The sequence below is a fragment of the Anaerolineae bacterium genome, from assembly GCA_013178165.1.
Taxonomy (GTDB): Bacteria; Chloroflexota; Anaerolineae; order Aggregatilineales; family Ch27; genus Ch27.
Genome location: JABLXG010000023.1, coordinates 131981 through 156599 on the forward strand (window position 1 = coordinate 131981; position 24619 = coordinate 156599).

24 protein-coding genes and 1 tRNA gene are annotated in these 24619 nt (G+C 64.5%); 19 read left to right on the forward strand and 6 right to left on the reverse strand.

Going from position 1 to position 24619, the window contains the following annotated elements:
- Positions 1-78 precede the first annotated feature (78 nt).
- The 3 genes from HPY64_13380 (at position 79) to HPY64_13390 (ending at position 2624) form a co-directional block, all read left to right on the forward strand.
- A complete protein-coding gene (locus HPY64_13380) occupies positions 79-465 on the forward strand; it encodes a hypothetical protein (protein ID NPV68128.1) in 387 nt (128 codons plus the stop codon).
- A gap of 26 nt (positions 466-491) precedes the next feature.
- Entirely contained in the window at positions 492-1475 is a 984-nt protein-coding gene (locus tag HPY64_13385) for an ABC transporter permease (protein NPV68129.1), read from the forward strand.
- Between the two features lie 102 nt (positions 1476-1577).
- Entirely contained in the window at positions 1578-2624 is a 1047-nt protein-coding gene (locus HPY64_13390; protein ID NPV68130.1) for an ABC transporter permease, read from the forward strand.
- Between the two features lie 68 nt (positions 2625-2692).
- Here the strand turns inward: HPY64_13390 and holA are convergent, their stop codons facing one another.
- Complete coding sequence (gene holA, locus HPY64_13395; protein ID NPV68131.1) at positions 2693-3697, reverse strand: DNA polymerase III subunit delta; 1005 nt, start codon at positions 3695-3697, stop codon at positions 2693-2695.
- Positions 3698-3844: 147 nt separating this feature from the next.
- On the opposite strand from holA, the gene HPY64_13400 reads away from it, so the two are divergent.
- Positions 3845-4579, forward strand: coding sequence for a site-2 protease family protein (locus tag HPY64_13400; GenBank protein ID NPV68132.1), 735 nt, complete (start codon positions 3845-3847; stop codon positions 4577-4579).
- Positions 4580-4658: 79 nt separating this feature from the next.
- Here the strand turns inward: HPY64_13400 and HPY64_13405 are convergent, their stop codons facing one another.
- A complete protein-coding gene (locus HPY64_13405; protein ID NPV68133.1) occupies positions 4659-5387 on the reverse strand; it encodes a peroxiredoxin in 729 nt (242 codons plus the stop codon).
- A 377-nt stretch (positions 5388-5764) separates the two neighbouring features.
- On the opposite strand from HPY64_13405, the gene HPY64_13410 reads away from it, so the two are divergent.
- The 3 genes from HPY64_13410 to HPY64_13420 all read left to right on the forward strand — a co-directional run bounded on the left by HPY64_13410 (position 5765) and on the right by HPY64_13420 (position 8372).
- Positions 5765-6286 (forward strand): HD domain-containing protein, encoded by a 522-nt coding sequence (locus tag HPY64_13410; GenBank protein ID NPV68134.1) that lies wholly within the window; start codon positions 5765-5767, stop codon positions 6284-6286.
- Between the two features lie 308 nt (positions 6287-6594).
- Positions 6595-7641: a prephenate dehydrogenase gene (locus HPY64_13415; GenBank protein NPV68135.1), complete on the forward strand. Its 1047-nt coding sequence runs from the start codon at positions 6595-6597 to the stop codon at positions 7639-7641.
- A gap of 23 nt (positions 7642-7664) precedes the next feature.
- Positions 7665-8372, forward strand: coding sequence for a hypothetical protein (locus HPY64_13420; protein ID NPV68136.1), 708 nt, complete (start codon positions 7665-7667; stop codon positions 8370-8372).
- Between the two features lie 16 nt (positions 8373-8388).
- Here the strand turns inward: HPY64_13420 and HPY64_13425 are convergent, their stop codons facing one another.
- The gene (locus HPY64_13425) at positions 8389-9174 is read right to left on the reverse strand and encodes a hypothetical protein (GenBank protein NPV68137.1); all 786 of its coding nucleotides are present in this window, start codon (positions 9172-9174) and stop codon (positions 8389-8391) included.
- Positions 9175-9397: 223 nt separating this feature from the next.
- On the opposite strand from HPY64_13425, the gene HPY64_13430 reads away from it, so the two are divergent.
- On the forward strand, positions 9398-10273 hold the full coding sequence (locus HPY64_13430) for an LLM class F420-dependent oxidoreductase (protein NPV68138.1): 876 nt from the start codon (positions 9398-9400) through the stop codon (positions 10271-10273).
- A 78-nt stretch (positions 10274-10351) separates the two neighbouring features.
- On the opposite strand, the gene HPY64_13435 is transcribed toward HPY64_13430, so the two are convergent.
- Entirely contained in the window at positions 10352-11722 is a 1371-nt protein-coding gene (locus HPY64_13435) for an SH3 domain-containing protein (GenBank protein ID NPV68139.1), read from the reverse strand.
- Between the two features lie 213 nt (positions 11723-11935).
- Positions 11936-12751 carry a slipin family protein gene (locus HPY64_13440; GenBank protein ID NPV68140.1) on the reverse strand — a complete coding sequence of 272 codons (816 nt, stop codon included), beginning with the start codon at positions 12749-12751 and terminating at the stop codon, positions 11936-11938.
- A gap of 203 nt (positions 12752-12954) precedes the next feature.
- Between HPY64_13440 and HPY64_13445 the strand changes: the two genes are divergently transcribed.
- The 3 genes from HPY64_13445 to HPY64_13455 all read left to right on the forward strand — a co-directional run bounded on the left by HPY64_13445 (position 12955) and on the right by HPY64_13455 (position 15703).
- Positions 12955-13716, forward strand: coding sequence for a polyprenol monophosphomannose synthase (locus HPY64_13445; GenBank protein NPV68141.1), 762 nt, complete (start codon positions 12955-12957; stop codon positions 13714-13716).
- Between the two features lie 69 nt (positions 13717-13785).
- A complete protein-coding gene (locus HPY64_13450; GenBank protein NPV68142.1) occupies positions 13786-14292 on the forward strand; it encodes a DinB family protein in 507 nt (168 codons plus the stop codon).
- Between the two features lie 97 nt (positions 14293-14389).
- On the forward strand, positions 14390-15703 hold the full coding sequence (locus HPY64_13455) for a hypothetical protein (protein ID NPV68143.1): 1314 nt from the start codon (positions 14390-14392) through the stop codon (positions 15701-15703).
- A 59-nt stretch (positions 15704-15762) separates the two neighbouring features.
- Here HPY64_13455 and HPY64_13460 read toward each other — a convergent pair.
- Positions 15763-15847 (reverse strand) — tRNA-Leu (locus tag HPY64_13460).
- A gap of 333 nt (positions 15848-16180) precedes the next feature.
- On the opposite strand from HPY64_13460, the gene HPY64_13465 reads away from it, so the two are divergent.
- The 8 genes from HPY64_13465 (at position 16181) to HPY64_13500 (ending at position 24558) form a co-directional block, all read left to right on the forward strand.
- The gene (locus HPY64_13465) at positions 16181-17551 is read left to right on the forward strand and encodes a S8 family serine peptidase (protein ID NPV68144.1); all 1371 of its coding nucleotides are present in this window, start codon (positions 16181-16183) and stop codon (positions 17549-17551) included.
- Positions 17552-17809: 258 nt separating this feature from the next.
- On the forward strand, positions 17810-18661 hold the full coding sequence (locus HPY64_13470) for an ABC transporter ATP-binding protein (protein NPV68145.1): 852 nt from the start codon (positions 17810-17812) through the stop codon (positions 18659-18661).
- The gene (locus tag HPY64_13475; protein NPV68146.1) at positions 18658-19431 is read left to right on the forward strand and encodes an energy-coupling factor transporter transmembrane protein EcfT; all 774 of its coding nucleotides are present in this window, start codon (positions 18658-18660) and stop codon (positions 19429-19431) included. The genes HPY64_13470 and HPY64_13475 overlap by 4 nt, the downstream gene beginning before the upstream one ends.
- Before the next feature lie 105 nt (positions 19432-19536).
- Complete coding sequence (locus HPY64_13480; GenBank protein ID NPV68147.1) at positions 19537-20160, forward strand: HNH endonuclease; 624 nt, start codon at positions 19537-19539, stop codon at positions 20158-20160.
- Between the two features lie 214 nt (positions 20161-20374).
- A complete protein-coding gene (locus tag HPY64_13485; GenBank protein ID NPV68148.1) occupies positions 20375-21526 on the forward strand; it encodes a citrate synthase in 1152 nt (383 codons plus the stop codon).
- Positions 21527-21644: 118 nt separating this feature from the next.
- Positions 21645-22712 (forward strand): DUF362 domain-containing protein, encoded by a 1068-nt coding sequence (locus tag HPY64_13490; protein ID NPV68149.1) that lies wholly within the window; start codon positions 21645-21647, stop codon positions 22710-22712.
- 29 nt (positions 22713-22741) lie between these two features.
- Positions 22742-23431, forward strand: a complete 690-nt coding sequence (locus HPY64_13495) for a response regulator transcription factor (GenBank protein NPV68150.1) — start codon at positions 22742-22744, stop codon at positions 23429-23431.
- Complete coding sequence (locus HPY64_13500; protein ID NPV68151.1) at positions 23428-24558, forward strand: HAMP domain-containing protein; 1131 nt, start codon at positions 23428-23430, stop codon at positions 24556-24558. The genes HPY64_13495 and HPY64_13500 overlap by 4 nt, the downstream gene beginning before the upstream one ends.
- Positions 24559-24619 lie beyond the last annotated feature (61 nt).

The window sequence follows — 24619 nt, forward strand, 5'->3', positions numbered from 1 at the left end:
CATCAGGCGGGGGCGTAGCCCTTGCCTGAGATTCCGGAAGGCTTTTGAGATGAAAAACCAAGGGAGAACCAACGGCTGATGGATAGACGTACGCTCCTGGCCCTCCTGCTGTTCGTTGGTATGCTCAGCCTGGCGGCCCTGGCCTGTAATTCCGACCAGGAATGGATCATCCCGCGCACGGCAACCCCCACCCCCACCCCTACCCCCATCCCGATGGACACTGAGGCAGAGTTTGCCATCGGTGACACGGTGGAGATCGTGGCGACCGGCGTGTTCACCATCGCTCAGACCAACCAGCCAGAACCCGACCAGCGCAACAACCGGGTGATGGGCGGCGGGTGCTTCCCCGGCCAGAAGGCCCCCGTGCTGGATGTTGCCCAGGGTCCCGACGGCAGGATTTACTACAAGGTGAGCTGCATCCTGGATGGCTGGGTGCCGGCGGATAACGTCAAAGCAGTCGAATAAGTAGAGGAGGGTAACGCGCCATGAGCATGGGCAAGTTCCTGATCCGGCGCATCATCATGGCCCTGCCCGTCCTGCTCCTGATCATCTTCGTGTCTTTTGCGGTGATCCGGGCGACGCCGGGTGGGCCGTTTGACATGGTTGGCGAAGGGCGACGGGTGCCGCAGGCAGTGATCGATGGCCTCAACCGCCAGTATGGGCTGGACCAGCCGCTGATGACCCAGTTTATCCGTTACCTGGCCAGCCTGGCCCGGCTGGACTTCGGGCCATCGCTGGGGCGCTCATCGCTGGGCGAGCCGGTCAGCGAGATCATCGGGCGTGGCCTGCCTGTCTCGATGCAGGTGGGCGTCTTTTCGGTGATCCTGGGCTTTGCGCTGGGCATCCCGCTGGGGGTGCTGGCCGCCCTATACCACAACACTATTGTCGATTACGGCGCTACCTTCCTGGCTGTGCTGGGCACTTCCATCCCCAACCTGGTGCTGGGGCCGCTGCTGATCATCATCTTCGCCGTATCGCTGAACTGGTTGCCGGTTGCTGATGTCAATGGCATCTGGCGCAGCACGATTCGCAACCCGGCGGTGATCTTCTCCTGGGAGTATGTCAGCCTGGCTATCCTGCCGGTGTTCACCCTGGGGACGGGGATGATGGCTGGTATCGCCCGGCTGACGCGGGCCAGCCTGCTGCAGGTGTTGCGCGAGGACTACATCCGCACGGCCCGCGCCAAGGGCCTCAAGGAGCGCACGGTAATCTACGGCCATGCCCTTAAGAATGCCCTGATCCCGGTTGCCACCATCCTGGGGCCGCTGCTGGCTGCCGTGCTGACCGGGTCGTTCATCATCGAGCGTATCTTCAACATCCCCGGCATCGGCGGGGAGTTCGTCAGCAGCGTCGCCAGCCGTGACTACAACCTGCTGGTTGGCGTGACGATCGTGTATTCGGTCTTTCTGGTTGCCGGTAACATCCTGGTGGATGTGATGTATACCTGGCTAGATCCGCGTATCCGCTTCGATTAGGCGCGGGCCGCGACCTGCTGGCGGGAATACCCCGCCCGTCACTCACCACATCGATCCCGGGGCGGACTGCGGTCGTCCGGGCAGGACAAGGAGCTACACGCTATGGCTGTGGCGGAGAGGGCCAAGCCCGTTCAACTGGGCGAAGAGCTACACTACAAATCGCGCTCGCTCTTTCAGGATTCCATGTATCGCCTGTTCCGCAACCGGGCGGCGATCGCGGCCATGGTGATCATTGGTGGGCTGGTGATCATCGCCCTGACGGCTGACCTGATGGTGCAGTGGGGCTGGCTGGATCACTACGCCCATCAGCATCGCGGCTCCAGCCTGGCCGCGCCGCTTTCCTGCGCGGTGGACGGCGACAAGGATGGCGATGGCGTGCCGGACCCGATTCAGTTCTGCTTCCTGTTCGGGACGGATCGGCTGGGGCGCGACCTGTTGAGCCGTACTATCTACGGTACACGCATTTCCCTGCTGGTTGGCGTGGTCGGCTCGTCGGTGTCGCTGATGATTGGCATCGTCTACGGCGTGATCTCCGGCTACTACGGCGGGCGAGTCGATAACCTGATGATGCGCTTTGTCGACTTCCTGTACGGCATCCCCACCCTGCCGCTGATCATTATCATGCAGGTTTACTTCCGCGGGGTGCGTGAGCGAGCGGGGGAGATCGGCGGGTTGGGTCAGACTATGGTGCAGATCGACCAGGCGATGGGCGGGCTGTTCTTCCTGTTTATCGCCCTGGGCATCCTGAGCTGGATCGGCATGGCCCGGCTGGCCCGCGGGCAGGTGCTGGCTTATAAACAGAAGGAATTTGTAGAAGCGGCGCGTTCCATCGGGGCGCGGGATGGGCGGATCATCTTCACCCACCTGCTGCCGAACATCATCGGGCCGCTGATCGTCTCGGAAGCGATGGCGATTCCGGGCTATATCTTCACCGAGTCTTTCCTGAGCTTCCTGGGGCTGGGCGTGAACCCGCCAACGCCAAGCTGGGGCGCGCTGATCACCGACGCGATCAACGAAGGCGCCATCCGCTTCCGGACGCATTTGTTGCTCGTCCCGGCCTTTGCCCTGTCGCTGACCACACTGGCCTTCAACTTCCTGGGGGATGGCTTGCGCGATGCACTTGACCCGCGCCTGGCCGGGGAGAAGTAGAGCGATCAGGCTTCGATGGTTTCAACGTTACCTGTGTAGCGTCGGAATACATTCCGGCGCTATTTTTGTTAGTCGCACAGGCCCGCTACCAGCATGGCCAGCGCCAGTTCCGGTGCGATCTGCCCGGTCTTGATCCGCCGGTCGAGGTCGAGCAGGTGGCGGTAGGTTTGCTCCAGTCCGTCCAGTGTAAAACGGCGGCTTTGCTCTTCCAGTTTGGCGGCGACGAAATTCTGCACGCGCAGTGCCCGCGCCAGGGCCGGGCCGGGCCCACCGCCGGATTCCAGGTGTTCCCGCGCCTGTAGCAACAGACGGAACTGGCGGATGATCAGGCTGAACAGGTTGAGCGCGTCAGTATCCTTGAGCAGGCGCAGCAACAACCGGGTGGCCGTCGGGCCGTCGCGGCGGCCCAGCGCGTCCACCATCGGGAAGACGCTTTCCTCCGGCACATAGGCGGTCACCGCGGCGATATGATCGCGGGTGATCACGCCCCCTTCGCCCACATAGGCCGCCAGCTTGAATAGTTCGTTGTCGGCTTTGGTCAGGTCGGCGCTGAACTGGTCGCCGCGCACCAGGGCGACCAGCGCGTCCCGCGCCTCCGCCTCGATGCTGACGCCGTAATGGGCGGCGCGGGCCTGGATCCAGGGGCCGACTTCGTTGAGGGCAGGACGGCGGAAGGCTTTGACATAGCCGCGCGGATCGCTACGGGCCAGCCTGAGCACCGGGTGGTTTTCGCTCAGCGTCTCCCGCTCCACAAAGACCAGCCGTGCCCAGTCTGGCAGGCCGGGCAGCTGGGCCACCAGCGCTTCCAGCGTGGCCTTGCCGCCGGATGTCTGCGCCAGGTAGGAGAGCCAGCCATTGACGATGGCCAGCCGTCGGTCGCTGAGGAACGGCAGGGCCGATACCGCGTTGAGGACATCGGCGAGCGTGGCCGTCTTGCCGTCAAAGGTGGTCGTATTGAGGTCGGCGGTGGCGGGGTCGGCGCCCATGCGTGCCCGCATGGCGGCGACCTCCTCCTCCAGCGTAAAGAGGTCTTCCCCGTGCAGGATGTAATAGGTGGGGGTGGGTTTGGCCATCGTTGCCTGTCCGGATGATCGCCAGTGCTGAGGAGGATTATGCCCGTTGGGCGGGCCGGTGGCAAGCGCCGCGCCGGGGCAGGGTAAATGGTATAATCGCCGCCAGCCCGGTTTTTGCCAGGCCTGAGACGCGGGGAGGATGACCGTATGTTTGCAGAACTGACCCTGGCCGTGCTGATCAGCCGCCTGATCGCGCTATTGATCGGCACGACGCTGCACGAGTACGGCCACAACTACGTGGGCTACCTGATGGGCGATAACACCCCTGCCTATGAGGGCAAGCTGACGCTCGACCCGCGCAGGCACATCTACTGGCCGGGCCTGTTGATGTTCGTGGTGGTGGGCTTCGGCGTGCTGGGGACGGCGCCGGTCAGCCCGGGGCGGATGAGCTATCCCCGGGCGGGCTGGGCGGTCAACCTCAGTCGCCAGCAGCGCTTCGGGATCGCCGTGCTGGCCGGGCCGGTTGGCAACCTGATCGTGGCCGTGATCGCCGCCTTCTTCATCCGCCTGATCGCGTTCACCGTGCCCGATCTGCTTGACCCGCTACGAGACCCGAACCTGGCCCGTGTACTGCCCGGTTTTGGCCGGGTCCTTTTTGACCTGGTGTGGTGGAATGTGCTGCTGTTCTTTTTCAACCTGGTGCCGCTGGGGCCGCTGGACGGGCGCTACATCCTGGGGATGTTCATCCCGCCCCGCCAGCAATACGCCTACGATAACTTTCAGAATCAGTTTGGGATGTTGCTGCTGTTCGGCCTGATCTTCGCCTCATTCCTCATGCCGGGGGTGAACATCCTGGGCGCGATCATCGGCGAGCCGACGATCCAGCTCACCCAGGCGCTGATCGGTCCACAGGGGATCGCCGCGATCTTCCTGGGCAGGTAGTGGCCTGTACAGTTACAGCAGCGGGCGGGAAGCGTCCTGCTCCCCGCCCACTGCATGGCGTTCGTAAGTCAGCAGGCGCTTAGCCTTCGCCCATTTCTTTCTTCGGGTCCCAGACTTCCCATACCTTGCCCACCAGCGCCGGGCCGGGCTTGAGCGTGGTCTTGCCGGGGCGCCAGCCTGCCGGGAGGACCTCACCGGTGGCGCGGTTGTGCTGGTAGGCCTGCACCTGGCGGATCAGTTCCATGACGTTGCGTCCCACTGGCGGAGTCATCACTTCCATCGCCTGAATGACGAAGTCAGGGTCGATCAGGAAACGCCCGCGGATGTCCACGCCGGCGTTCTCGTCATAGACGCCGTAGAGTGTCCCGATCCGACCACCGGAATCGGAGAGCATCGGCCAGGGCACGCCACCCTCGACCATCTTACTCAGTTCCTGTTCCTGCCAGATCTTGTGGGTGAAGTGGCTGTCTGTGCTGACCGAAAGCACCTGAACGCCCAGAGCCTGCAGTTCAGGGTATTTGACGGCAACTGCCGACAGTTCGGTCGGTCAGACAAAGGTGAAATCGCCGGGGTAAAAGCAGAGGATGATCCACTGTCCCTTGTAGTCGGACAGCTTGACGGTCTTGAAGCCGCCCGCCTGATAGGCGGTAGCTTCAAAATCAGGTGCGGGTTTGCCAACTCTTGCTTGCACGGTGTTCTTCTCCTCAGGTACGGCCTGGGCTGTTGGTGCGCCGGTAGCCTCAGGCGCGGCGAGCGGGCCGCGCGCGGGCGTGACGCACGAATAGCCAGGCTTGGCGGGTTCAGGCATCGACGAATCCTTTCGGTTGGCCGGGGGCGACACAGGGGAGGGAATGGAAGGGCGGAATAAGGGCAGATACGCCAGCGCAAAGGGTCGCCACCCGGACACTGCATCTCTCGCGTTCGCACCGGGGGAATGGAGGAACTGCTATGCTGGCGAACTATATCCAGTATAGCATGTTTCGCCCGGCAGCAGCGTGGACAAAAGACGTCGGAATCAGGCTGCGCCGCCTGAAGAGGGGGAATAGGGCGTGAGCAAGTGAGCAAAAGCCTGTGCTGCGGGCGGCCTCCCGGTCTCCGGCGCTGTGGTATAATCCCGGCGATTTCGCGGGAGGACGCAGCGCCGGGAGCAACACGAGTGAACATGACCGATCGGGGAGAGTCGCCATGACCGCCCGGACGCGCCTGCAACAGGGACTGCGCGCCCTGTTCTCCTGGTCGCAGCCGGTTGATCTGGCCCTGGCGGAGGCAGTGCTTTCCCCGGCGCAGCTGGCCCTGTTCCGCCGCCTGCGCCGCAGCGAGCAACTGCACAGCCTCAACGTGCTACGTGCGGTGCAGGCCGCGGGGGAAAGCGACCCCGATCTGCTGGTTGCCGCGCTGCTGCATGATGTTGGCAAGACGATCGCCCCCTTCTGGTTGCCGGAGCGCGTGCTGGTTGTCCTGGTCGGGCGGCTGGCTCCCGGTCTGCTGACCCGCCTGGGCGGGGAGGCCGAGCCACACGGCTGGCGGCGGCCATTCGCCATCAGCGTCCGCCATCCGGAATGGTCGGCCCGGCTGCTGGCTGAGGCGGGCAGCAGCGCCCGGGCCATCGAGCTGGCCCGCCGTCACCAGGAGGCCATCCCCGACCCGCCGCGCACCGAGATCGAACGCCTGCTGCTGGCCCTGCAACGCGCCGACGACCGCAACTGATCCTGTACCCTGCGCCATTCTAAATCGCCAGTTGCCCGGGGCCGCTGTATGCTGTGGATAGCTGAGCTGTTGCGCCAGCTGGGGGAGGGTAAAACGATGACCGCTTGTGCTGATTGAGCATCTGACGGCGCAAGACCTGGAAAAACGGTACCTGACCCTGCACGACGGTTCGCTGGCATGGGGCTGTTCGGGCTGGTACAGGCGGCTGTCGCGGCCTGAACAGGCGGGCAGGGGGCGCATTTTTGCGGTAGAGTATGCCCTGACACAGGCAAGCAAAACAGACTGACACTGAGGGAAGGAACACACGCATGGCTGAGGTCAAAGTCGCCATCCTGGGGCTGGAACGCACTGGCGCATCCTTTGGGCTGGCCCTGAAGCGCTACATGCAGGGCAAGGAAGCCCGCCACACGTTCACCATCGTCGGGCATGACGAGCGCGATTACAACGTCAAACATGCCCGGAGCGCCGGCGCGATCGACTCTAGCGCGCGCGGGCCGGTCGAGGCGGTGGCCGGAGCGCATATCGTGATTCTGGCTGAGCATTACTACCGGGTTGAAAAGCTGTATCAGGCGGTTGGCCCGGCGCTCAACCCTGGTACAGTCATCCTGGACTTCTCCCCGCTCAAACGCCCGTCGATCCGCTGGGCTGCGGAGACGCTGCCTGCCGACGCCGAGGCAGCCGCCTATCTGGTCGGCGTGACGCCCATCCTCAACCCCGACGTGCTCTTCGAAGCCAACAGCGAAGTAGAAGCCGCGCGGGCCGATCTGTTCGATGGCGGGACGTTCATCGTGACCCCTGCCGCTGACTGCCCGGCGGAGGCTGTCGACCTGGCCGCTGAGGTCGCCCGCATCGTCGGCGCGGACGTGCACTTCATGGACCCCGACGAGCATGACGGTCTGATCGCGGCGATGGAGGGCCTCCCGGCGGCGCTCAGCCTGGCCCTCTTCCAGACCCTGATCCGTTCCTCTGGCTGGAGCGATCTGCGCCGGCTGGCTAACCCGGCCTTTGGCCTGCAGACCAGCCTGCTGCGCTACCAGCACCCCGACTCGCTATGGGCGCTGCTGCAGTACAACCGGGAAAACACCGCCCGCCATCTTTCCGCCCTGATCGATAACCTGACCGCCATCCGTGACGGCCTGCGCGAGGACGCCGAAGGGCTGGGCCTAGAGGCGCTGCTGGCCGACGCAGCCAGCCGCTACGAGGAATGGGAAGGCCAGCGGCGGGCCAACCGCTGGGAGAAGAAGGGCGACGAAGAGTCCGTAACCACGGCGAGCGTGCTGGGCACCATGGGCGGGATGCTCTTTGGCCGGCGGCCCCGGAAAGATAGCGACGAACCGGGCAAGAAGAAACTGTAGCCCGGCATAGTGGAGATGAAACTATGGCGGCAGCGAGCGGGCGGTCCCGCTGGCGGCGGCGGGTCTACTGGTTCACCCTGTTCGGGGTGATCCAGTTCCTGATCCTGACGGCGCTGGCCATGCTGGCCTACCCCGGCGGGACGCACGTTGACCCGGCCTCGCCGGGATACGCTTTCTTCGCCAACTTCTTCAGCGATCTGGGACGGATACACGCCCACAACGGCGTGCCCAACACGCTTTCGGTGGCACTGTTTGTCGTCGCGTTGAGTGTGGCCGGGCTATCCCTGATCCTGTTCTTCCTGGCGACTCTGCGTGACTTTCAGGTATCGACGGGCCTGCAGGCGCTGAGCGGGATCGGTTCCGTGCTGGGCATCCTGACCGGGGCGGGGTTCGTAGGGGTGGCCTGGACTCCGGCGGATGTCTTTCCGGAGCAGCACATTGCCTGTGTGCTGCTGGCCTTCCGTGCCTTCCCGGCAGCGGCGATCCTCTACAGCGTGGCGATCTTGCGTCACCCCGCCTATCCGCGCCGCTATGGAGTCGCTTACCTGACCTTCGCCATCCTGCTGGGGGCGTACCTGTGGCTGCTCACCAACGGCCCGGCGCTTGATTCGGCGCAGGGCCTGCTCCTTCAGGTGGCCGGGCAGAAGGCGATCGTCTACGCCACCATTGTCTGCATGGGGTACCAGGGTCTGGGCGCGCTGGGGCTGGGACGGGCTGCCTTCTGGCGATAGCCACACCCGCCCGGCGTCACAGGCCCGGCTGCAGGGTGAGATCAAACGTGTGCAGGCGGAAGGTCTCCGCCGGCGGCCCGTCCACGGCGGTCAGCGTCAATTGCAGCCGGCCTGCTGGCTGCAAATCCAGCCGCGTGATCTGATCTGCCTCGATGGTCAGGCGCAGCTTCCCGGCCCGGCGCGGCGTGATCTCAAAGCGTACGGGCACAGCGGGGCCTTCCGCCGGGGCGGTGGTATCGCTCTGGTCGGGGAAGATGTCCAGATCGCCGCTGAGCCGGAATAGCACGTCCACATCCAGCGGGTGGCGCAGCGGTTCGGCTGGCTCATCGACGCGCACGAACAGGAAGGCAGGCCGCCCAACCGCCAGCGCCGACGGCACGATCACCAGGGCACGGCGGGCAACTGTCTCGATGGCCGCTAGATCGACCGCCAGGTTGTCATCCGTGTCTTCCCAGGTATCCGCCGAGCTGGCCACACGGGCAGTCTCCTCGTCAGGCGACGCCAGTTCCTCCAGCCCACCCTCCTCTACAAAGCCTTCCTGGAGAGCTTCTTCGTCATGGGCGGCAATGGCTTCCGCTGCCTCGATGCCAAGCTGGGTTAGCACGTAAGAGCCGTCGTACTGCATCTCCACGTATTCGCGGGTGACCAGCCGGCGCAATGCCTTGCCAAAGGCGCGGTCGCTGAGGCCCAGCGCGGCGATGATCTCAGTGTCAAAGGCCGCGTAGGAATCCTGCCGGGCCAGGTAGCGGATAATATCCAGTGCACCGCTGGGAAAAGTGGTCAGCTCAAACGGAAGCGCCATCGTACCCCCTGCCTGCAATTCCTGGAGTAGGCTGTCATGCTGCCAGTGTAATCAAGCCCGGCCAGTCCCGCAACCTGATCAGGGCGAAACCGGCTCACCGGAAGGCCAGCACAGGCGTAGCCCGGCTTGTCCGGCGCAACCGGCAGGCGTGACGGGGCGATCAACGCGAGTAAAATGAAGGACAGGCGTATTCTGTACCTACCTGATCAGGGGAGGAATAGCTGTGAAACTGGGTGTTGTCTTCCCGCAGACCGAGATCGGCACGGATCCGGGCGTCATCCGCGACTACGCGCAAACCGCCGAGGGCCTCGGTTATGACTACCTGCTGGCCTACGACCATGTGCTGGGGGCCAATCCGGAGCGCCCCGGCGGGTGGCGCGGCGTGTATACCTACCGTGACGCCTTCCATGAGCCGTTTGTCCTGTTTGCTTACCTGGCCGCCCTGACCACCCGCCTGGAATTCACTACCGGCGTGCTGATCCTGCCGCAGCGCCAGACGGCCCTGGTGGCCAAGCAGGCCGCCGCGCTGGATGTGCTTTCCGGCGGGCGGTTGCGCCTGGGCATTGGCATCGGCTGGAATACGGTCGAGTACGAGGCGCTGGGCCAGGACTTCCACACCCGGGGCCGCCGCAGCGAGGAGCAGGTCGCGCTCCTGCGTCGGCTGTGGACGGAGCCGCTGGTCACTTTTGCCGGGCGCGATCATCGCGTCAGCGACGCCGGACTGAACCCGCTGCCTGTGCAGCGCCCGATCCCGATCTGGTTCGGCGGCGAAGCCGACGCCGTCCTGCGGCGGATGGCTCGCCTGGGCGATGGCTGGATCTCCAATACCCGAACGCTGGCGCAGGGCCGCGAGCAGGTCGCCCGGCTGCGCGAGTACCTGCAGGCTGCCGGACGCGATCCGGCCAGTTTTGGCATCGACATCCGCATCAATGCCCGGCAGACGCCGGAGGCGGACTGGGCTAACGAGATCGACGGTTGGCGGGCGCTGGGCGCGACGCATGTTTGTGTCAACACGATGGGGATGGGGTTTACCCGCCTGGAGCAGCACCTGGACATCCTGCGGCGCTTCATGGCGGTAGCCAGGGAATGGCAGGGCTGACCCGGCGCCGGCAGTAGCAAAACCAGCCCTGCGACCGACCTGGCCGCAGGGCTGGCTGGACAGCGAAGCTTGCCGGGATCAGCCGGTGATCGGGACGTTGGTCAGCGGCAGATCGCCCACCAGCGTGACAAACGCCGCGGAAACCCAGCCGGTCGTCCCGTTATCCTTGCGGATTTGCAGCCAGCCGGAGTCCGTCGTGCGGCCAATCACCTGCGCCCGCTCGCCAATGTTCAGGGCGTCGATGCGGGCCGTGTTGGTGCTTGGCCCGCGCCGGATGCGCAGGCTGGCGTTGGACTGGACAAAGAGCACGCCGCCGCTCACGCTGGCAGGGGCGCTGCTGCCCTGGGTGACCGGCAGCGCCGCCGCGTTACCGCTCAGGGCGATGTAAGAGCCGCTAACCCAGCCGGTGAAACCGCTGGCGCTGATCTGGTACCAGGTGCCCGCCGCATTGCGCCCGATGACGCTGTATGTTTCGCCGCTGCGCACCTGGGTCAGGATGTTATGCTCCACACCTGGCCCGGCCCGCACGTTCAGCACCGGCGTGTTGATGATCGCTGTCACCGCACTGGGCGCGGTGATCGTACCGGCCCCTTCCCGGATCCAGTAGACCACAATGCGGGCCTGGTCGCCGGCCTCAAAGTACTCTACCTTGACAGTATGCACGCCCGCCGCCAGGTCGATCACGCCGGAGGTTTCCCGGTAGGGTGCGGCAGCCCAGGCGTCGACGACCAGTTGCCCATCCACAAACACACGTACGCCATCGTCGGCCCCGGCCACAAAGCGGTAGCGACCGCCTTCCAGGTCAGGGAAGCCCCACCAGCGGGCGCTGAAGTTGTCCGGGTTGATCACGCCGGGGATGGGCGAACCGCCGCCCCAGTTGTAGTCGATCGTGCGTTCCAGGCGACCGCCAGCCTGTGGCGGCTGCAGGTTGGTGTTGTTGTAGTATTCGGCTGCCCAGCCGCCGGGTGCGGTCTGCGCGTTGGCAGGACGCCAGGTCAGGAAGATCGACGCCTGGTCGCCAGCCTCGTAGTACTCGACGCGCACCCAGTAGGTGCCTGGCGCAAGTGTGATCTGGCCGGTGTGGGTCGTCTGCATCTGGTCGTACCAGGCGTTGATCACGATCTGGTCGTTGACATAGACGCGCACACCATCATCCGCTGTGGCGACGAAGGTGTATGTCCCCCCGGCGAACTGCTGCGGGCCAGTCCAGCGCACGGAGAAGTTGTCTTCCGGGATGATCCCCGGTACCGGGCTGCCCCCGCCCCAGTCAAAGGCGATGGCGCTGTCCAGCCGGACGAAGATTGCCGTACCGGCCAGGAAGCGGTTGTTGAAGTATTCGGCTGTCCACTCCCGCCCAGTATCCGCCGCAGCGGTGCCGACCTCTGGCCCCCAGGCGGCCCAGGGCAGGGCCAGGGACAGGGCGATCAGGAGAAACATCAGGCGACGCATCGCAACACACTCCTTGTAACTCATTTAGCTTACCGTCTGATCCGTGTCCCGATGGTGCACCTCGCCGGTTGAGCGCTCCACACCGGGCGTTGCACCCCGCAGCCAGAGCGCTCACCGGAGGCGTTGTTATCTTCTGTGTTCTACTATTATCCCCCGATCAACCGATCATCTGCTTAACGGCCAGCTGATGCTTGCCTGACGCTCCCGCTACGCTTATGCCTGGGAGGTCGGCCCGGTCGACGGCGGCCTGGACTTGCCCGCCTGCGACCTGAGAATATCCAGCAATGGCGACAGCAGGTCGATCGGCAGCGGGAAGATGATCGTCGAGTTCTTTTCCACGCTGATCTCAGTCAGGGTTTGCAGGTAGCGCAGCTGCAGCGCGGATGGCTCCTTCGCGATTAACTGGGCGGCCTCCAGCAGTTGCTGGGCAGCCTGGAATTCGCCCTCGGCGTGGATGATCTTGGCCCGTTTCTCGCGCTCGGCCTCAGCCTGGCGGGCCATCGCCCGCTTCATCACTTCCGGTAGCTCCACGTCCTTGACCTCGACGATGCTGACCTTGACTCCCCAGGGATCGGTCTGCTCGTCGATGATCTGCTGCAGGTCATGGTTGACTTCTTCCCGGTTGGCCAACAGTTCGTCCAGTTCGCGCTGGCCGACCACGCTGCGCAGGCTGGTCTGAGCGATCTGAGCGGTGGCCTGGGTGAAGTTGCGGATGTTGACCACGGAGCGTACGGGGTCGATCACGCGGAAGTAGACCACCGCGTTGACGCGCACGGTCACGTTGTCCTTGGTGATGCAGTCCTGCGGTGGGATATCCATCGTGACGATACGCAGGTCCACCTTGACCATCTGGTCAATGAACGGGATGATCAGGAAGAGGCCCGGCCCGCGCGGCGGACCGGCAATACGCCCCAGCCGGAAGATCACACCGCGCTCGTACTCCTGCACGATGCGCACCGCCGCGATCAACAGGCCCAGCAGCACGAGAACGAAGAACGCCAGGACAGTCAGCAACCCGAATGTATCCATGAACTGAATCCTTTTCCCTCACCGGTCAGGAGGCAGCATATCCGCCGGGGCAGCGGCAAACGCTTGCCCGGTGCCACCGCTACCTGTTTTTATTATAGGCGCAAACCGTTCTGACAGGCTGACGACAGGCTGACGCCTTGCCGGACAGCGTCGCCCCGGCTATACTGCCCGTGCAATGCGGGACCGGGCGTAAGGAGTCGGTCATGACCAGAGTGATGGTGTTGATCCCCACCTACAACGAGGCGGAGAATCTGGCCCGCATGGTCCGGGCGGTGCTGGCCCTGCCGGTTGAGGGGCTGGAGATCATGATCCTGGACGATAGCTCGCCCGATGGCACAGGTGCCATCGCCGACGCGCTGGCGGTGGAGTATCCGGGCCGCGTCCATCCGGTTCACCGCCCACGCAAGGAAGGGCTGGGCCGCGCCTACCAGGATGGTTTCGCCAGGGCGCTAGCCGCTGGCGCCGACCTGATCGCTCAGCTGGACTGCGATTTTTCCCACCCGCCGGAAAAACTGCCGGAGATGATCGCCCGCGCTCTGGAGCCGGGGCACGATGTTGTGGTTGGCTCACGCTATGTGCCAGGCGGCACGCTGGATACCGCCTGGGGCTGGCACCGCAAGCTGTTGAGCTGGTGGGCCAACCGGGTTTACATCCACCTGATCCTGCGTACCCGTGTCCACGATGCCACGGGCGGCTACCGCGTGTTCAACCGCCGTGTGCTGGAGGCGATCGATTTCCACTGGGTGCGCTCCAACGGCTACATTTTCCAGGCGGAAATGGCCTATATCATCGAGCGGCTGGGCTTCACCATCTACGAGGTGCCGATCCACTTTGCCGAGCGGCGGCTGGGCCGCAGCAAGATGGACCTGCGTATCCAGCTGGAAGCGGCGCTGCGCGTCTGGCAGGTGCTGGTCCGCCACCATCACCTGAAGCCCACCGACCGCCTGCATCCGACCCGTGCCTGAGTGCTGCATGTACTGGCAACGCCAGCGCGTGTACCGGCGTTATTCATTCCCAGAGGAGTAGCTTCCCATATGTCGATGCTGACCCCCGGACGTTTCATCCGCGGCATGAAGAAAACCCCCGCCCTGCTCAGTGCCCTGCTCAACGGCGTCACTCAGGAGCGCGCTCTGGCCGCCCGCGATGGTGATGATGGCTGGAATGTGGTGGAGATCGTCTGCCATCTGCGCGATTTTGAGGAAATCTTCTTCATGCGGGCGCGGCGCATCGTCGAGGAGGATCGTCCGGTGCTGGAACCGTTCGACCACGAACGGATGGCGATCGAGCGCCGCTACAGCCAGGAAGACCTGCGTGCGGCCTTTGAGGCTTACGCGGCCCGGCGGGCGGCCTTCCTGGACTGGCTCAAGGCTCGCAATGAAGCCGACTGGCAGCGCGTGGGCGTGCATCCGGAGGTCGGGGAATACACCCTGCTGGAGCAGGCCATGCAGGTACCGCTGCATGATGTCGACCATCTGGAGCAGATCGCGCGTGTGCTGGGTCTGCCCGCCGCCGGTGGAACCCCGCCGCTGGCGCTGCTGTAGAACCGCCACCCTGTGCGAATTGCTGGATACCTATGTGGGACGCACCGCAGGCTGAGCGACCGCGCCGCCTGCCCCGACCACAGAAAGCCGGGAGTCGATGATTGCCCAACCGTCCCCGCTGGCTGCCACCATCGAAGCGCGCATCCGCGCCAACCGCCTGATCGACATCCCTGCCGCCTGGGCGGATGAACTGGTCTTCCCTCACTACGGCGGCCTGTCGATCCTCAACCTGATCCACACTGTCGCCGGGATGCTCGGGGCGCCCCTGCCGCACAGTCGTCCGCTGGACGGCGCCGTCTGGGGGGAGCGCGCCCCGGAGGGCATCGCCCGCGTGGTGGTGATCATCACTGACGGGCTGGGTTACCGCTGGCTGGCCCGCTACATGGCCGCCGACCCGGTCATCGCCGCCAGCGTCGATGCGCTTAGCGGCGGGCGTGGCCCCATTCCCCTGACATCCGTCGTCCCCAGCACGACGGCCACCGCCCTGACTACCTTCTGGACGGGCGTGAGCGCGGCGGCACATGGCCTGACCGGCTTCACCGTCTACCTGCGCTGGCTGGACATGCTGACCATCCCGCTGTTCTTCAGGCCGTGCATGGGGACGCTCCCCCGCGATAGCCTGGTGCGCGATTTCGGGGTCAACCCGCTGACGTTCCTGCCGGTGCGGGGCTTCGCCGAGCATCTGGCGGCCCACGGCGTGCCGACTTACGCCCTGGTGCGGGCGGAGTACGTTGGTAGCGCCCTGACGGCCATGCTCCAGCGCGGCGTCCCAGAAGACCGCTGCTACGTTCACACCGCTCATTTTGATGAGTGGCTGCGCCTGCGTCGGCTTCTGACCGATACGCGTGGCCAGCGCTGCTACGTCAACGTCTACCTGCCCGGTGTGGACACGGTCAGCCATACTTACGGCGCAGACTCGCCGGAAACTGCCTATACAATCCGGCGGGAGCTGGCCGAACTGGCCGACGTCCTGGCCGATGACCACCTGCACGACGGCCGCACGCTGGTGATCCTCACCGCCGACCACGGCCACTACAACGCACCGGACTGGATCGACATCTACCAGTCGCCGCCGGGCGCGCCGCTGGCCGATTCGCTGCGGGGCAGGCTGAGCGGGGAGGCGCGCCTGGCCTATGCCTTCGTGCGTGATGGTCGGCGGGGGGCAGTCATCGACGCGCTGGGGACACACTTCAGCGAACGGGTCACCTGGCTGGATTCAGCGGCGGCGCTGCAGGCCGGGTTGCTTGGCCCGGAGCCGCCTTACGCCGAGACCGCCCACCGCATCGGCGACCTGATCCTGATCCCGCGTCTGGGGACGCGGCTGGAACCCCCGCCCCGAAACCTGCTGAGCGTTCACGGCGGCCTTTCCGACTGGGAGATGCTCGTCCCCTTCCTGTGGCGATGGCTGTGAGGGGGGCGGGCCAGCCGCCAAACAGAAGCAGCCAGGCCGCCAAGCACCTGGCTGCTGTATGCCGGAGGTGGGACTCGAACCCACAAGCCTGGTAAGGGCGATCGATTTTGAGTCGATTGTGTTTGCCTGTTTCACCACTCCGGCCAACCCCACGCCGCAGCGTAACCGCAGCGTGTGACGCTGTTATGATAGCACAAAAGCCGCCCGGCGACCAGATTCGTTTTCGCTGCGCTGGCTCCTGGCAGTAAGATAACTGCTATGATTTGCCTGACGCAAAAGCCGCGTATAATAGAGACACACGCGCTCATCACTACTTTTTTGACCTCATGGTGGCCCTCAAGGCGCGTGGCAGTGCCTCATGGTGTGCGGCTCACCGACACGATCGGCGCGGCAGGGATAATCTCAGCGGCTAGCGATGCGCCGGTAGAGCCGGGCCTCTGTTTCTTTGTTCGGGCTTATGTTGCCCAGGGAGTATTCATGATGAAACGTATAATGACGTTTGCTGTTGTGTTGGCGGTGCTGCTGGCCGCCCTGCCGCTGGCGACGGTCTCCGCCGGGCGGACGATCGGCGTCAACGTGCTGTTCAACACTGAGGTAACCGCTAACCTGCTCACCGACCTGGGCAGGTTCGGTCGTGTCCGCGATGTGGTCTATGAGATCAGGGCCGTGACCCTGCAGGCCAAGGAAGAGAACCTGCCGGCCATCCGCGCGCTGCCTTACGTGGCCGCTGCTAACCCCGACGCCGAGCGCCAGGGCGCCCCGGTGGACACGGTTGCCGTCACCGACTTCGCAAATGGCCTTAGCACCTGGGACCTGGACGCGATCAACGTGACCGACTTTGGCTTCGACAACCGCAAAGTCGCCTATGATGGCGCGGGCGTCTACGTGGCCGTGCTGGATACCGGCCTGCTGGACTCCTGGCGCCAGTACTTCCCGCAGGAGCGCATCGCTACTCAGTACGCGATCTCCTTCGGCGGCGGCGGGGGCGAGGTCGGCTTCGTCTCCAGCCAGCCCAACAAGTGGGAGCATGACCAGAACAGCCACGGCACGCATGTGACCAGCACGATCCTCGGCTACAGCCTGCGCGGCACGCCGGTCAACGGCGTCGCGCCGATGGCAACGATCATCCCGGTCAAGGTGCTCAACCAGAACGGCTCCGGCTGGTCGTCGGTGGTGGCCCGTGGCATTGTCTATGTGGCTGATCTCAAGGCCGGCCCGCTGGCCAACTACCCGGTCGTGATCAATATGAGCCTGGGTGGGCCGGAGCTGGACGCGATGGAGAAGGCCGCCATCGACTATGCGGTCAGCCAGGGCGTGATCATCGTCGCCTCCGCTGGCAATAGCGGCGCAGGGGGGATGGGCTACCCCGGCGCGTACGAACCGGTGATCTCGGTCGCGGCCTCCGGCTGGATCGGCGAGTGGTACCCTGGCAACCGCGCCTGGTGGTACGCCCTGAACGTCACCGAGCCGACCAACCCGGATCACTTCTACATCACCGACTTTTCCAGCCGCCAGCTAGCCGGCCAGGACCTGGATGTGGCCGCGCCCGGTTCGTGGGTGGTGGGGCCGTACCAGCTCAACAGCGGCCAGACGTCCTACTACTTCCTGGGCGGCACGTCGATGGCCTCCCCGCATGTGGCGGGCATTGTCGCCCTGATGGCCCAGAAGAACCCGGCACTGACCGCCGCACAGGCGGAAAGTATCCTCACAACTAATGCCATTCCGCTCCCGGATGGCTGCCGCACGATCTACACGCCGTACGGCACAACCGAGACTGTCTGCTGGGGCGCGGATGCAACCGGCGCGGGTCTGGCTACCGCTGATGCGGCTCTGACGGCCACGCCGTAACCTCTCATGCCGTTAGTATGCGCCGGCGGGTCAGCGATGGCCCGCCGGTTTTTTTGCCGGGCCGCTGCGAAAGGAGAGGCCCGGAGGCCGGGGAAGGGAGTGGCAAGTGGAGGCCAAGGAATAAGAGGCAGGAGGCAAGAGAGGAAAACCGGGGGGCGGGTGAGCGGTGCAGGCTCTGGCCGTCCTCGCGGCGTGCTCCTGTACGAAGCGCGATTCTGCGCTACACTGGGGCGGCGGTTTGATGGGAAGGAAAGTACCGTGTCCCTGTCAGTTCCTCCGGCAGTGGAATTTGAGGGCGTGTCTTTCGCCTATCCGGATGGCCCGCCAGTCCTGCGGGAGATCAGCCTGTCCATCCCGGCGGGTGAGTCAGTGGCGATCATCGGCGTCAACGGCAGCGGCAAGACCACCCTTCTGCGCCATCTGATCGGCCTGTTGCACCCCCAGCAGGGTTGCGTGCGGATCAATGGCCTGGATACGCAGGAAGTCAGCGTGGCCATGCTGGCCCGGCATGTCGGCTTTGCCTTTCAAAAGCCGGAGCACCAGTTGTTCAGCCCGACCGTGCGCGACGAGATTGCCTTTGGGCCGCGCAACCAGGGTCTGCGCGGGGCGGCGCTGGAGGCGCGTGTCGCCGAGACGCTGGCTCAGTTTGGCCTGACGCAGCTGGCTGACTACCCGCCAGCGGTGATGAGCTTCAGCCAGCGGCGGCTGATCGCGCTGGCCAGCATCGCCGCCCTGCGCACGCCGATCCTGGCCCTGGACGAGCCGCTGGTGGGGCTGGACGGGCTGTGGCGGCGGCGGGTGATCGCCTGGCTGCAGGCTCATCTGGCGGCGGGCGGCACCTCTTTGCTGGTGACTCACCAGCTTCGCCTGGCGGGCAAGGCGCGGCGTGTGCTGGTCATGCACCGGGGCCGGTTGATCGCCGATGGCCCGCCGGGAGAGGTCTTTGCTCATCCGGAACTGCTGGCCGCTGCCGGGCTGACGGCTCATTTCAGCGTTGCGCTGGGCCACGCGCTGGGCCTGCCGCGTCCTGCCCTGCGTATCCGTGACCTGCTGGAGGCGCTGGCCGCGCCGCCGGAAGTGGGGCCGGGATTCCCGGAGAGTAACTTATGAGTCTCTCGGTGGATCTGTACGTCCCGACAGTGTCCTGGCTGCACGCGCTGGATCCGCGCGTCAAGCTGCTGGGCGTGCTGGTTGGCTCGGTGGCGGCCTTCCTGCTGGAAGGGCCGCTGGCGCTGCTCGCCTGCCTGGGCGCCCTGATCGCCATCCTGCGGCTGGGGCGCATCCCGGCGGGGCGCATCCGCTGGGTGCTGCGCGGCCTGCTGCCCCTGACGGTGTTGATCCTGGTCATTCAGCCCTGGTTTGTGGTCGCCGGGCGGGAGTTGTTCGCCCTCGGCCCCGTCCGCCTGACGACAGGCGGCATAGCCACCGGGCTGGTAATTGCCATCCGGGCCAACGTGCTGGCCCTGCTGGCTCTGCTGCCGCTGTTCACCACCCGCCATGACGATCTGGTGCGCGGGCTGGTGCAGCTGGGATTGCCCTATACCACCGGGCTGACGGTGACGCTGGCTTTGCGCTACATCCCCATCGCTGCCGGGCTGTATACCACAATCCGGCAGGCCCAGGAAGCGCGTGGCCTGGACCTGAGCCGGGGCGGGCTGCTGACGCGAGCGCGCAGCTTTGTGCCCATCCTGACCGCGCTGGTGATCGCCTCCGTGCGGCTGAGCGATCAACTGGCGATGGCGATGGCTGTCCGCGCCCTCAATTACGGTCCGCGTACCGAGCGGCGCACGCTGGTCATGACCGGGCGCGACTGGCTGGCGGCGGCAATCCTGGCGGCGGGGGCGCTGGCCCTGATCGCGCTGCGGGCCGCCGGGGGATAGAGCCAGAGTGCTAGATGAGCATAACTTGGTATCATAGACCCAGGCAAAGCAGTGTTCGCTTCCGGAGCTGTCATCTTTATTCAAATTCAAGTTAAAGGGGTCCGAATGAGTCCAAAACACAGGAAGCACGATATTCAGCTTGAACATCCTGATCCCTATACCGAAATGGAAAAGTTGATTGCCTACCCATTCGTTTGTGCAAATTGCGATCGCATCATCAATAGTCATGATTTGTTCTGCTCTGAAGAATGCCGACAGATCGCCAAATACATACGATATTACCGTCGCTGTATCAAAGATGGCCGCGTTGACCAGCTAGATGTGCAACAAGCGTTGAGATTTCGGCTAGCGCACATTTTAGCAGGGGGATATCCGGAACGTGAACGGAGGCTGACGAAGGATATCCGTGATGCTGTAATAAGGCGCGATGAAGGAAGGTGCCGTATATGTGGTGCTCCAGGAACAGAAATTGACCATATTCATGGTTCATCACATGACCTGAACAACCTTCAATTACTATGTAAATCATGCCACAGTGCAAAAACAGCATCAAACTTAGTCCCGATTACACCTTTGTCACACCCAAAGGAATGGGCATTAGCCGAAGCACTACATGAGCGAGCATGGTCTCGCCTTCCACAGAAGCTGTGTGATAGCACAGATTGGGCCCAACTTTGGCGGAAGATCGCTTCAAAACGGCATTTGGAAATAGCCAGTCGACAGAGATAAAATATAAACAGATTTTTCGATACATGATATTTATAATTCTATGTAATAAATATTAGAATTAACTATATAATCAACTCGCCAGTGTTTGAGTGTGCTGGAACTGGCACTGGTTGCGCCGGGGGATAAATTCGATTTTGGGTTGTGAAGGCGGTAACATTACACCCCAGCTTGCATCTAAAAACTGTGCTTCTTGTGTTTTCAGGGAGAATGCTGCATGACTGCCACACCGATCTTCTCAAAGGGCCTGGAAGGCATTATTGTTGCGGAAAGCCGGTTGAGCAAGGTGGACGGCCAGGCGGGGCGCCTGACCTATTGCGGCTACGACATCGCCGATCTGGCGGCGCACGCCTCATTTGAAGAAGTGGCGCATTTGCTGTGGAACCTGCGCCTGCCCACCGCCGCTGAACTGGCCGAGTTGAAGAAGAATCTTAACGCGCGTATGGCCCTGCCGCCGGACCTGCTGGCGCAGATGAAACTGTACCCCCGCACAGCCCATCCGATGGCCGTGCTGCGCACGGCAGTGAGCGCCAGCGGTCTCTATGACCCGCTGGCGGAAGACAACAGCCCGGAGGCCAACCGGCAGAAGGCCCTGACGATCACCGCCCGTATCCCCACCATCCTGGCGGCGTGGATGCGCATCCGCACCGGGCAGGAACCGTTGCCGCCGCTGACCGGCGATGTCAGGCTGGCCGAGAACTTCCTCTACATGGCCACCGGCCAGACCCCCGACCCGACCGCGGTTGAGGCCGTTGACCGTTACATGATCCTGCTGGCCGACCACGAAATGAACGCCAGCACGTTCACCTCCCGCGCGGTCACCAGCACCAACAGCGATATGTACTCAGCCGTCACGGCGGCCATCGGCTCGCTCAAAGGCCCCCTGCACGGCGGCGCGATCGAGGCAGCCATGAAGATGTTCCTGGAAATTCAGGATTCCGGCCTGACCCTCCAGGACTGGTTCCAGCAGGTGCGGGCTGGCAGCCGCCGGATCATGGGCATCGGCCACCGCATCTACAAGACCGAAGACCCGCGCGCCCGTATCCTGCGCGAATATGCCCGTACTCTGGCGGAGAAGACCGGCCATAGTCATATCTATGAGATTGCCTATGAACTGGAGCAGATCGCCCGTTCCGATCCGTACTTCGTCGAGCGTAACCTGTACCCCAACGTGGACTACTACAGTGGCCTGGCCCTGTATGTGGTGGGCATCCCGGTCGATATGCTGACGACCATGTTCGCCATGAGCCGCGTGGTCGGCTGGACAGCGCACATCATGGAGCAGGCCGCCGATAACCGCCTGATGCGTCCCAAGGCGCAGTATGTGGGCGAGATGGGCCTGACCTACACGCCGATCGAGCAGCGCTGATCCGCCAGGAGGACGGTATAGGTATCAGATGGGGGACCACACCACAGGCCCCCCATCTGTCTTCCTGTGGTATTCTCAGGTCAGCAGGTGCCCGAATCGAGATCAGGAGGCCTTACCCATGAATCGCAGGGCATTTTGCCGGGCGGTTACCGCGCTGGCGGCGGGTGTGATCGCTGGCAGCGGGGCAGCGTCTGGCGCGACTCCGGCGGGTGCGCCGCGCCGCCGGGCGTACAATGCCGATTTCAGCGCACCGGTGGCTTTCGTCCGCACCCGTGACCGTGCTGAAGGCATCCGCCGCGCCCTGGACCTGCTGGGCGTTAATCCCATCCGCGGCAAGCGCCTGTTCCTGAAGGCCAACTACAACAGCGCTGATCCAACGCCCGGTTCGACCCATCCGGAGGCTCTGGCCGCGCTGGTAGGCTGGCTCAGGGCGAACGGCGCGGAGGGCATCACCCTCGGCGATCGCAGCGGTATGGGCGCCACGCGGCGTGTGCTCAGGGCGCGGGGAGTCTTTGATCTGGCCGCTGAGCTGGACTTCGATGCGCTTGTTTTTGACGATCTGGATGCCGGGGACTGGGCCATGATCCGCCCGGAGGATAGCCACTGGGCGGACGGCTTTCCCTTCGTCCGGGCCGCCCTGGAGGCAGACGGCGTTATCCAGACCTGCTGCCTGAAGACACACCGTTACGGCGGGCACTTCACCCTGTCGCTGAAGAACAGCGTCGGGCTGGTGGCGGCGCGTCTGCCCGATGGAAACCACAACTACATGAACGAACTGCATGGTTCCCGGCACATGCGGGAGATGATCGCCGAGATCAACCTGGCCTACACGCCTGACCTCATCGTGCTGGATGGCGTAGAGGCCTTTGTCGACGGCGGGCCGGATCGCGGCACGACTGTTGAGGCACAGGTGATCCTGGCCGGGACGGATCGCGTGGCGCTGGATGCGGTGGGCGTGGCCCTGTTGCGCTACTTTGGCACGACGCCGGAGGTCAGCGCAGGCACGATCTTTGAGCAGGCCCAGATCGCCCGCGCGGCGGCGCTGGGACTGGGCGTCAGCAGCCCGGAGCAGATCGTGCTGCTGACCGACGACCCGGCCAGCGCCGCTTACGCTGCCGAGGTGAGCGCGATTCTGCTGGGCGCCGACCCGGCGGAGGTTGACCGGACGCTGCTGGACGCCCACTGAAAAGTCGACAGGCAGGGGGAAGGAGTGTTATGGCAACGATCCTGATTGTCGATGACGAACCAAGCATCCGCCAGGTCGTCCGCGCTTATCTGGAAGCGGAAGGCTACACCGTTCACGAGGCGGCAGATGGCGTGCAGGCCCTGGCCGTTTTCCGCCGCTACCAGCCCGACCTGGTGGTGCTGGATGTGATGCTGCCCGGCATGGGCGGCCTGGAAGTCCTGCAGGCCATCCGCCGCGAATCGGACGTGTATGTGATGCTGCTCACCGCCCGTTCGGAGGAAACCGACCGGGTGATCGGTCTGACTGTCGGCGCGGACGATTACCTGACTAAACCCTTCAGCCCGCGCGAACTGGCGGCGCGAGTCAAGGCTATCCTGCGGCGGGGGCGGGGCGGCGCGGCATCTGAAGAGCCGGTGCTGGCCTTCCGCCACGTACGGATTGACAGCCAGCGGTACCAGGTCTGGCGCGACGACGTGGAAATCCCGCTTACGGCGCTGGAGTTCAAGCTGCTGCGGACTCTGGCTGCTTACGCCGGGATGGTCCTCAGCCGCGAGCAACTCCTGGAGCAGGTATGGGGCTATGATTTCTATGGCGATCCGCGGGTGGTGGATGTGCATGTCGGGCGTATCCGCCAGAAGCTGGAGGCCGACCCGGCCAACCCGCGCCACATTGTGACTGTTCGCGGAGTCGGTTACAAGTTTGAGGATGAGCCGCTGTGAGTCTGCGCTGGAAGTTCTTTCTATCGTATCTGACTGTAGTCACCCTGGCCCTGCTGACGCTGGCCGTGGCGGTGGCGCTGCTCGCCCCCGCGGATTTCTCCGGGCGGGTGCGGGCGATGAGCATGATGCCGGAAGGCCGGCTGCGCCAGCAGGGCATGGCCGGCATGATGATCAACCTCAATGCGCTGGAAGATGTGCTGAACGCCAACTTCCGGCAGGCGGTAGCTCGCGCCCTGGTGCTGGCCGGGCTGGTGGCAGTGGTGGCCGCGGCGGGCGCCAGCCTGTTGATCAGCCAGCGTATCGTGCAGCCCATCCAGGCGCTGGGCGTGGCCAGCCGTCACATTGCCGCCGGCCATTACGAGGAGCGCCTGCCGGTTCCCGGTGATGATGAACTGGGGGCGCTCACGCGCAGCTTCAACGCCATGGCCGAGGCGCTGGCCCGTACGGAGGCCATACGCCAGCAACTCATCGCCGATGTCAGCCACGAACTCAAGACGCCGCTGGCCAGCATTCAGGGCTTCATGGAAGCGATGCAGGACGGCGTGATCCCGCCCACGCCGGAGATGTTCCAGCGGGTGCACCGCGAAGCCGACCGGCTGCAGCGGCTGGTGCACGACCTGCAGGAGCTTTCCCGTGCGGAAGCCTCCCAGCTGATCCTGGATTTGCGCGCCCATGACGCAGCTGAGCTGGCGACTTCGGCGGCGGAATGGCTGCGCCCGCAGTTTGAAGATCGCGGTCTGACGCTGACCGTGATCCCCCCTGAGACGCCCCTGAAGGTGAAGGCCGACTTTGACCGCGCCCGGCAGGTACTGCTCAACCTGCTGGGCAACGCGCTGCAATACACACCCTCCGGTGGCCAGGTGACGTTACGGGTCAGCCGGGAGCGGGGTATGGCTCACTTTGCCGTCAGCGATACCGGGATCGGCCTGGCGGCGGAGGACCTGGAGCGCATCTTCCAGCGTTTCTACCGGGTAGATAAGTCGCGGGCGCGCGCCAGCGGCGGCAGCGGCATTGGTCTGACCATCGCCCGGCATATTGCCGAGGCGCACGGTGGGCGGCTGTGGGCGGAAAGCGCCGGACCGGGCAAGGGCAGCACCTTTCACTTCACGCTCCCGCTGGCCGATTGAAAGCCAGGCGCTGGCCAGCCGATAGGCGGGATGGCGTTGCCATCCGCCGCCTGGCCGTCGG

Excerpts from the sequence above, each read along its gene's own strand:
- HPY64_13380 (NPV68128.1), top strand. The coding sequence starts at position 79 with ATGGATAGACGTACGCTCCTGGCCCTCCTGCTGTTCGTTGGTATGCTC.
- HPY64_13385 (NPV68129.1), top strand. The coding sequence starts at position 492 with ATGGGCAAGTTCCTGATCCGGCGCATCATCATGGCCCTGCCCGTCCTG.
- HPY64_13390 (NPV68130.1), top strand. The coding sequence starts at position 1,578 with ATGGCTGTGGCGGAGAGGGCCAAGCCCGTTCAACTGGGCGAAGAGCTA.
- holA (NPV68131.1), bottom strand. The coding sequence starts at position 3,697 with ATGGCCAAACCCACCCCCACCTATTACATCCTGCACGGGGAAGACCTC.
- HPY64_13400 (NPV68132.1), top strand. The coding sequence starts at position 3,845 with ATGTTTGCAGAACTGACCCTGGCCGTGCTGATCAGCCGCCTGATCGCG.
- HPY64_13410 (NPV68134.1), top strand. The coding sequence starts at position 5,765 with ATGACCGCCCGGACGCGCCTGCAACAGGGACTGCGCGCCCTGTTCTCC.
- HPY64_13415 (NPV68135.1), top strand. The coding sequence starts at position 6,595 with ATGGCTGAGGTCAAAGTCGCCATCCTGGGGCTGGAACGCACTGGCGCA.
- HPY64_13420 (NPV68136.1), top strand. The coding sequence starts at position 7,665 with ATGGCGGCAGCGAGCGGGCGGTCCCGCTGGCGGCGGCGGGTCTACTGG.
- HPY64_13425 (NPV68137.1), bottom strand. The coding sequence starts at position 9,174 with ATGGCGCTTCCGTTTGAGCTGACCACTTTTCCCAGCGGTGCACTGGAT.
- HPY64_13435 (NPV68139.1), bottom strand. The coding sequence starts at position 11,722 with ATGCGTCGCCTGATGTTTCTCCTGATCGCCCTGTCCCTGGCCCTGCCC.
- HPY64_13440 (NPV68140.1), bottom strand. The coding sequence starts at position 12,751 with ATGGATACATTCGGGTTGCTGACTGTCCTGGCGTTCTTCGTTCTCGTG.
- HPY64_13445 (NPV68141.1), top strand. The coding sequence starts at position 12,955 with ATGACCAGAGTGATGGTGTTGATCCCCACCTACAACGAGGCGGAGAAT.
- HPY64_13450 (NPV68142.1), top strand. The coding sequence starts at position 13,786 with ATGTCGATGCTGACCCCCGGACGTTTCATCCGCGGCATGAAGAAAACC.
- HPY64_13455 (NPV68143.1), top strand. The coding sequence starts at position 14,390 with ATGATTGCCCAACCGTCCCCGCTGGCTGCCACCATCGAAGCGCGCATC.
- HPY64_13465 (NPV68144.1), top strand. The coding sequence starts at position 16,181 with ATGATGAAACGTATAATGACGTTTGCTGTTGTGTTGGCGGTGCTGCTG.
- HPY64_13475 (NPV68146.1), top strand. The coding sequence starts at position 18,658 with ATGAGTCTCTCGGTGGATCTGTACGTCCCGACAGTGTCCTGGCTGCAC.
- HPY64_13480 (NPV68147.1), top strand. The coding sequence starts at position 19,537 with ATGAGTCCAAAACACAGGAAGCACGATATTCAGCTTGAACATCCTGAT.
- HPY64_13485 (NPV68148.1), top strand. The coding sequence starts at position 20,375 with ATGACTGCCACACCGATCTTCTCAAAGGGCCTGGAAGGCATTATTGTT.
- HPY64_13490 (NPV68149.1), top strand. The coding sequence starts at position 21,645 with ATGAATCGCAGGGCATTTTGCCGGGCGGTTACCGCGCTGGCGGCGGGT.
- HPY64_13495 (NPV68150.1), top strand. The coding sequence starts at position 22,742 with ATGGCAACGATCCTGATTGTCGATGACGAACCAAGCATCCGCCAGGTC.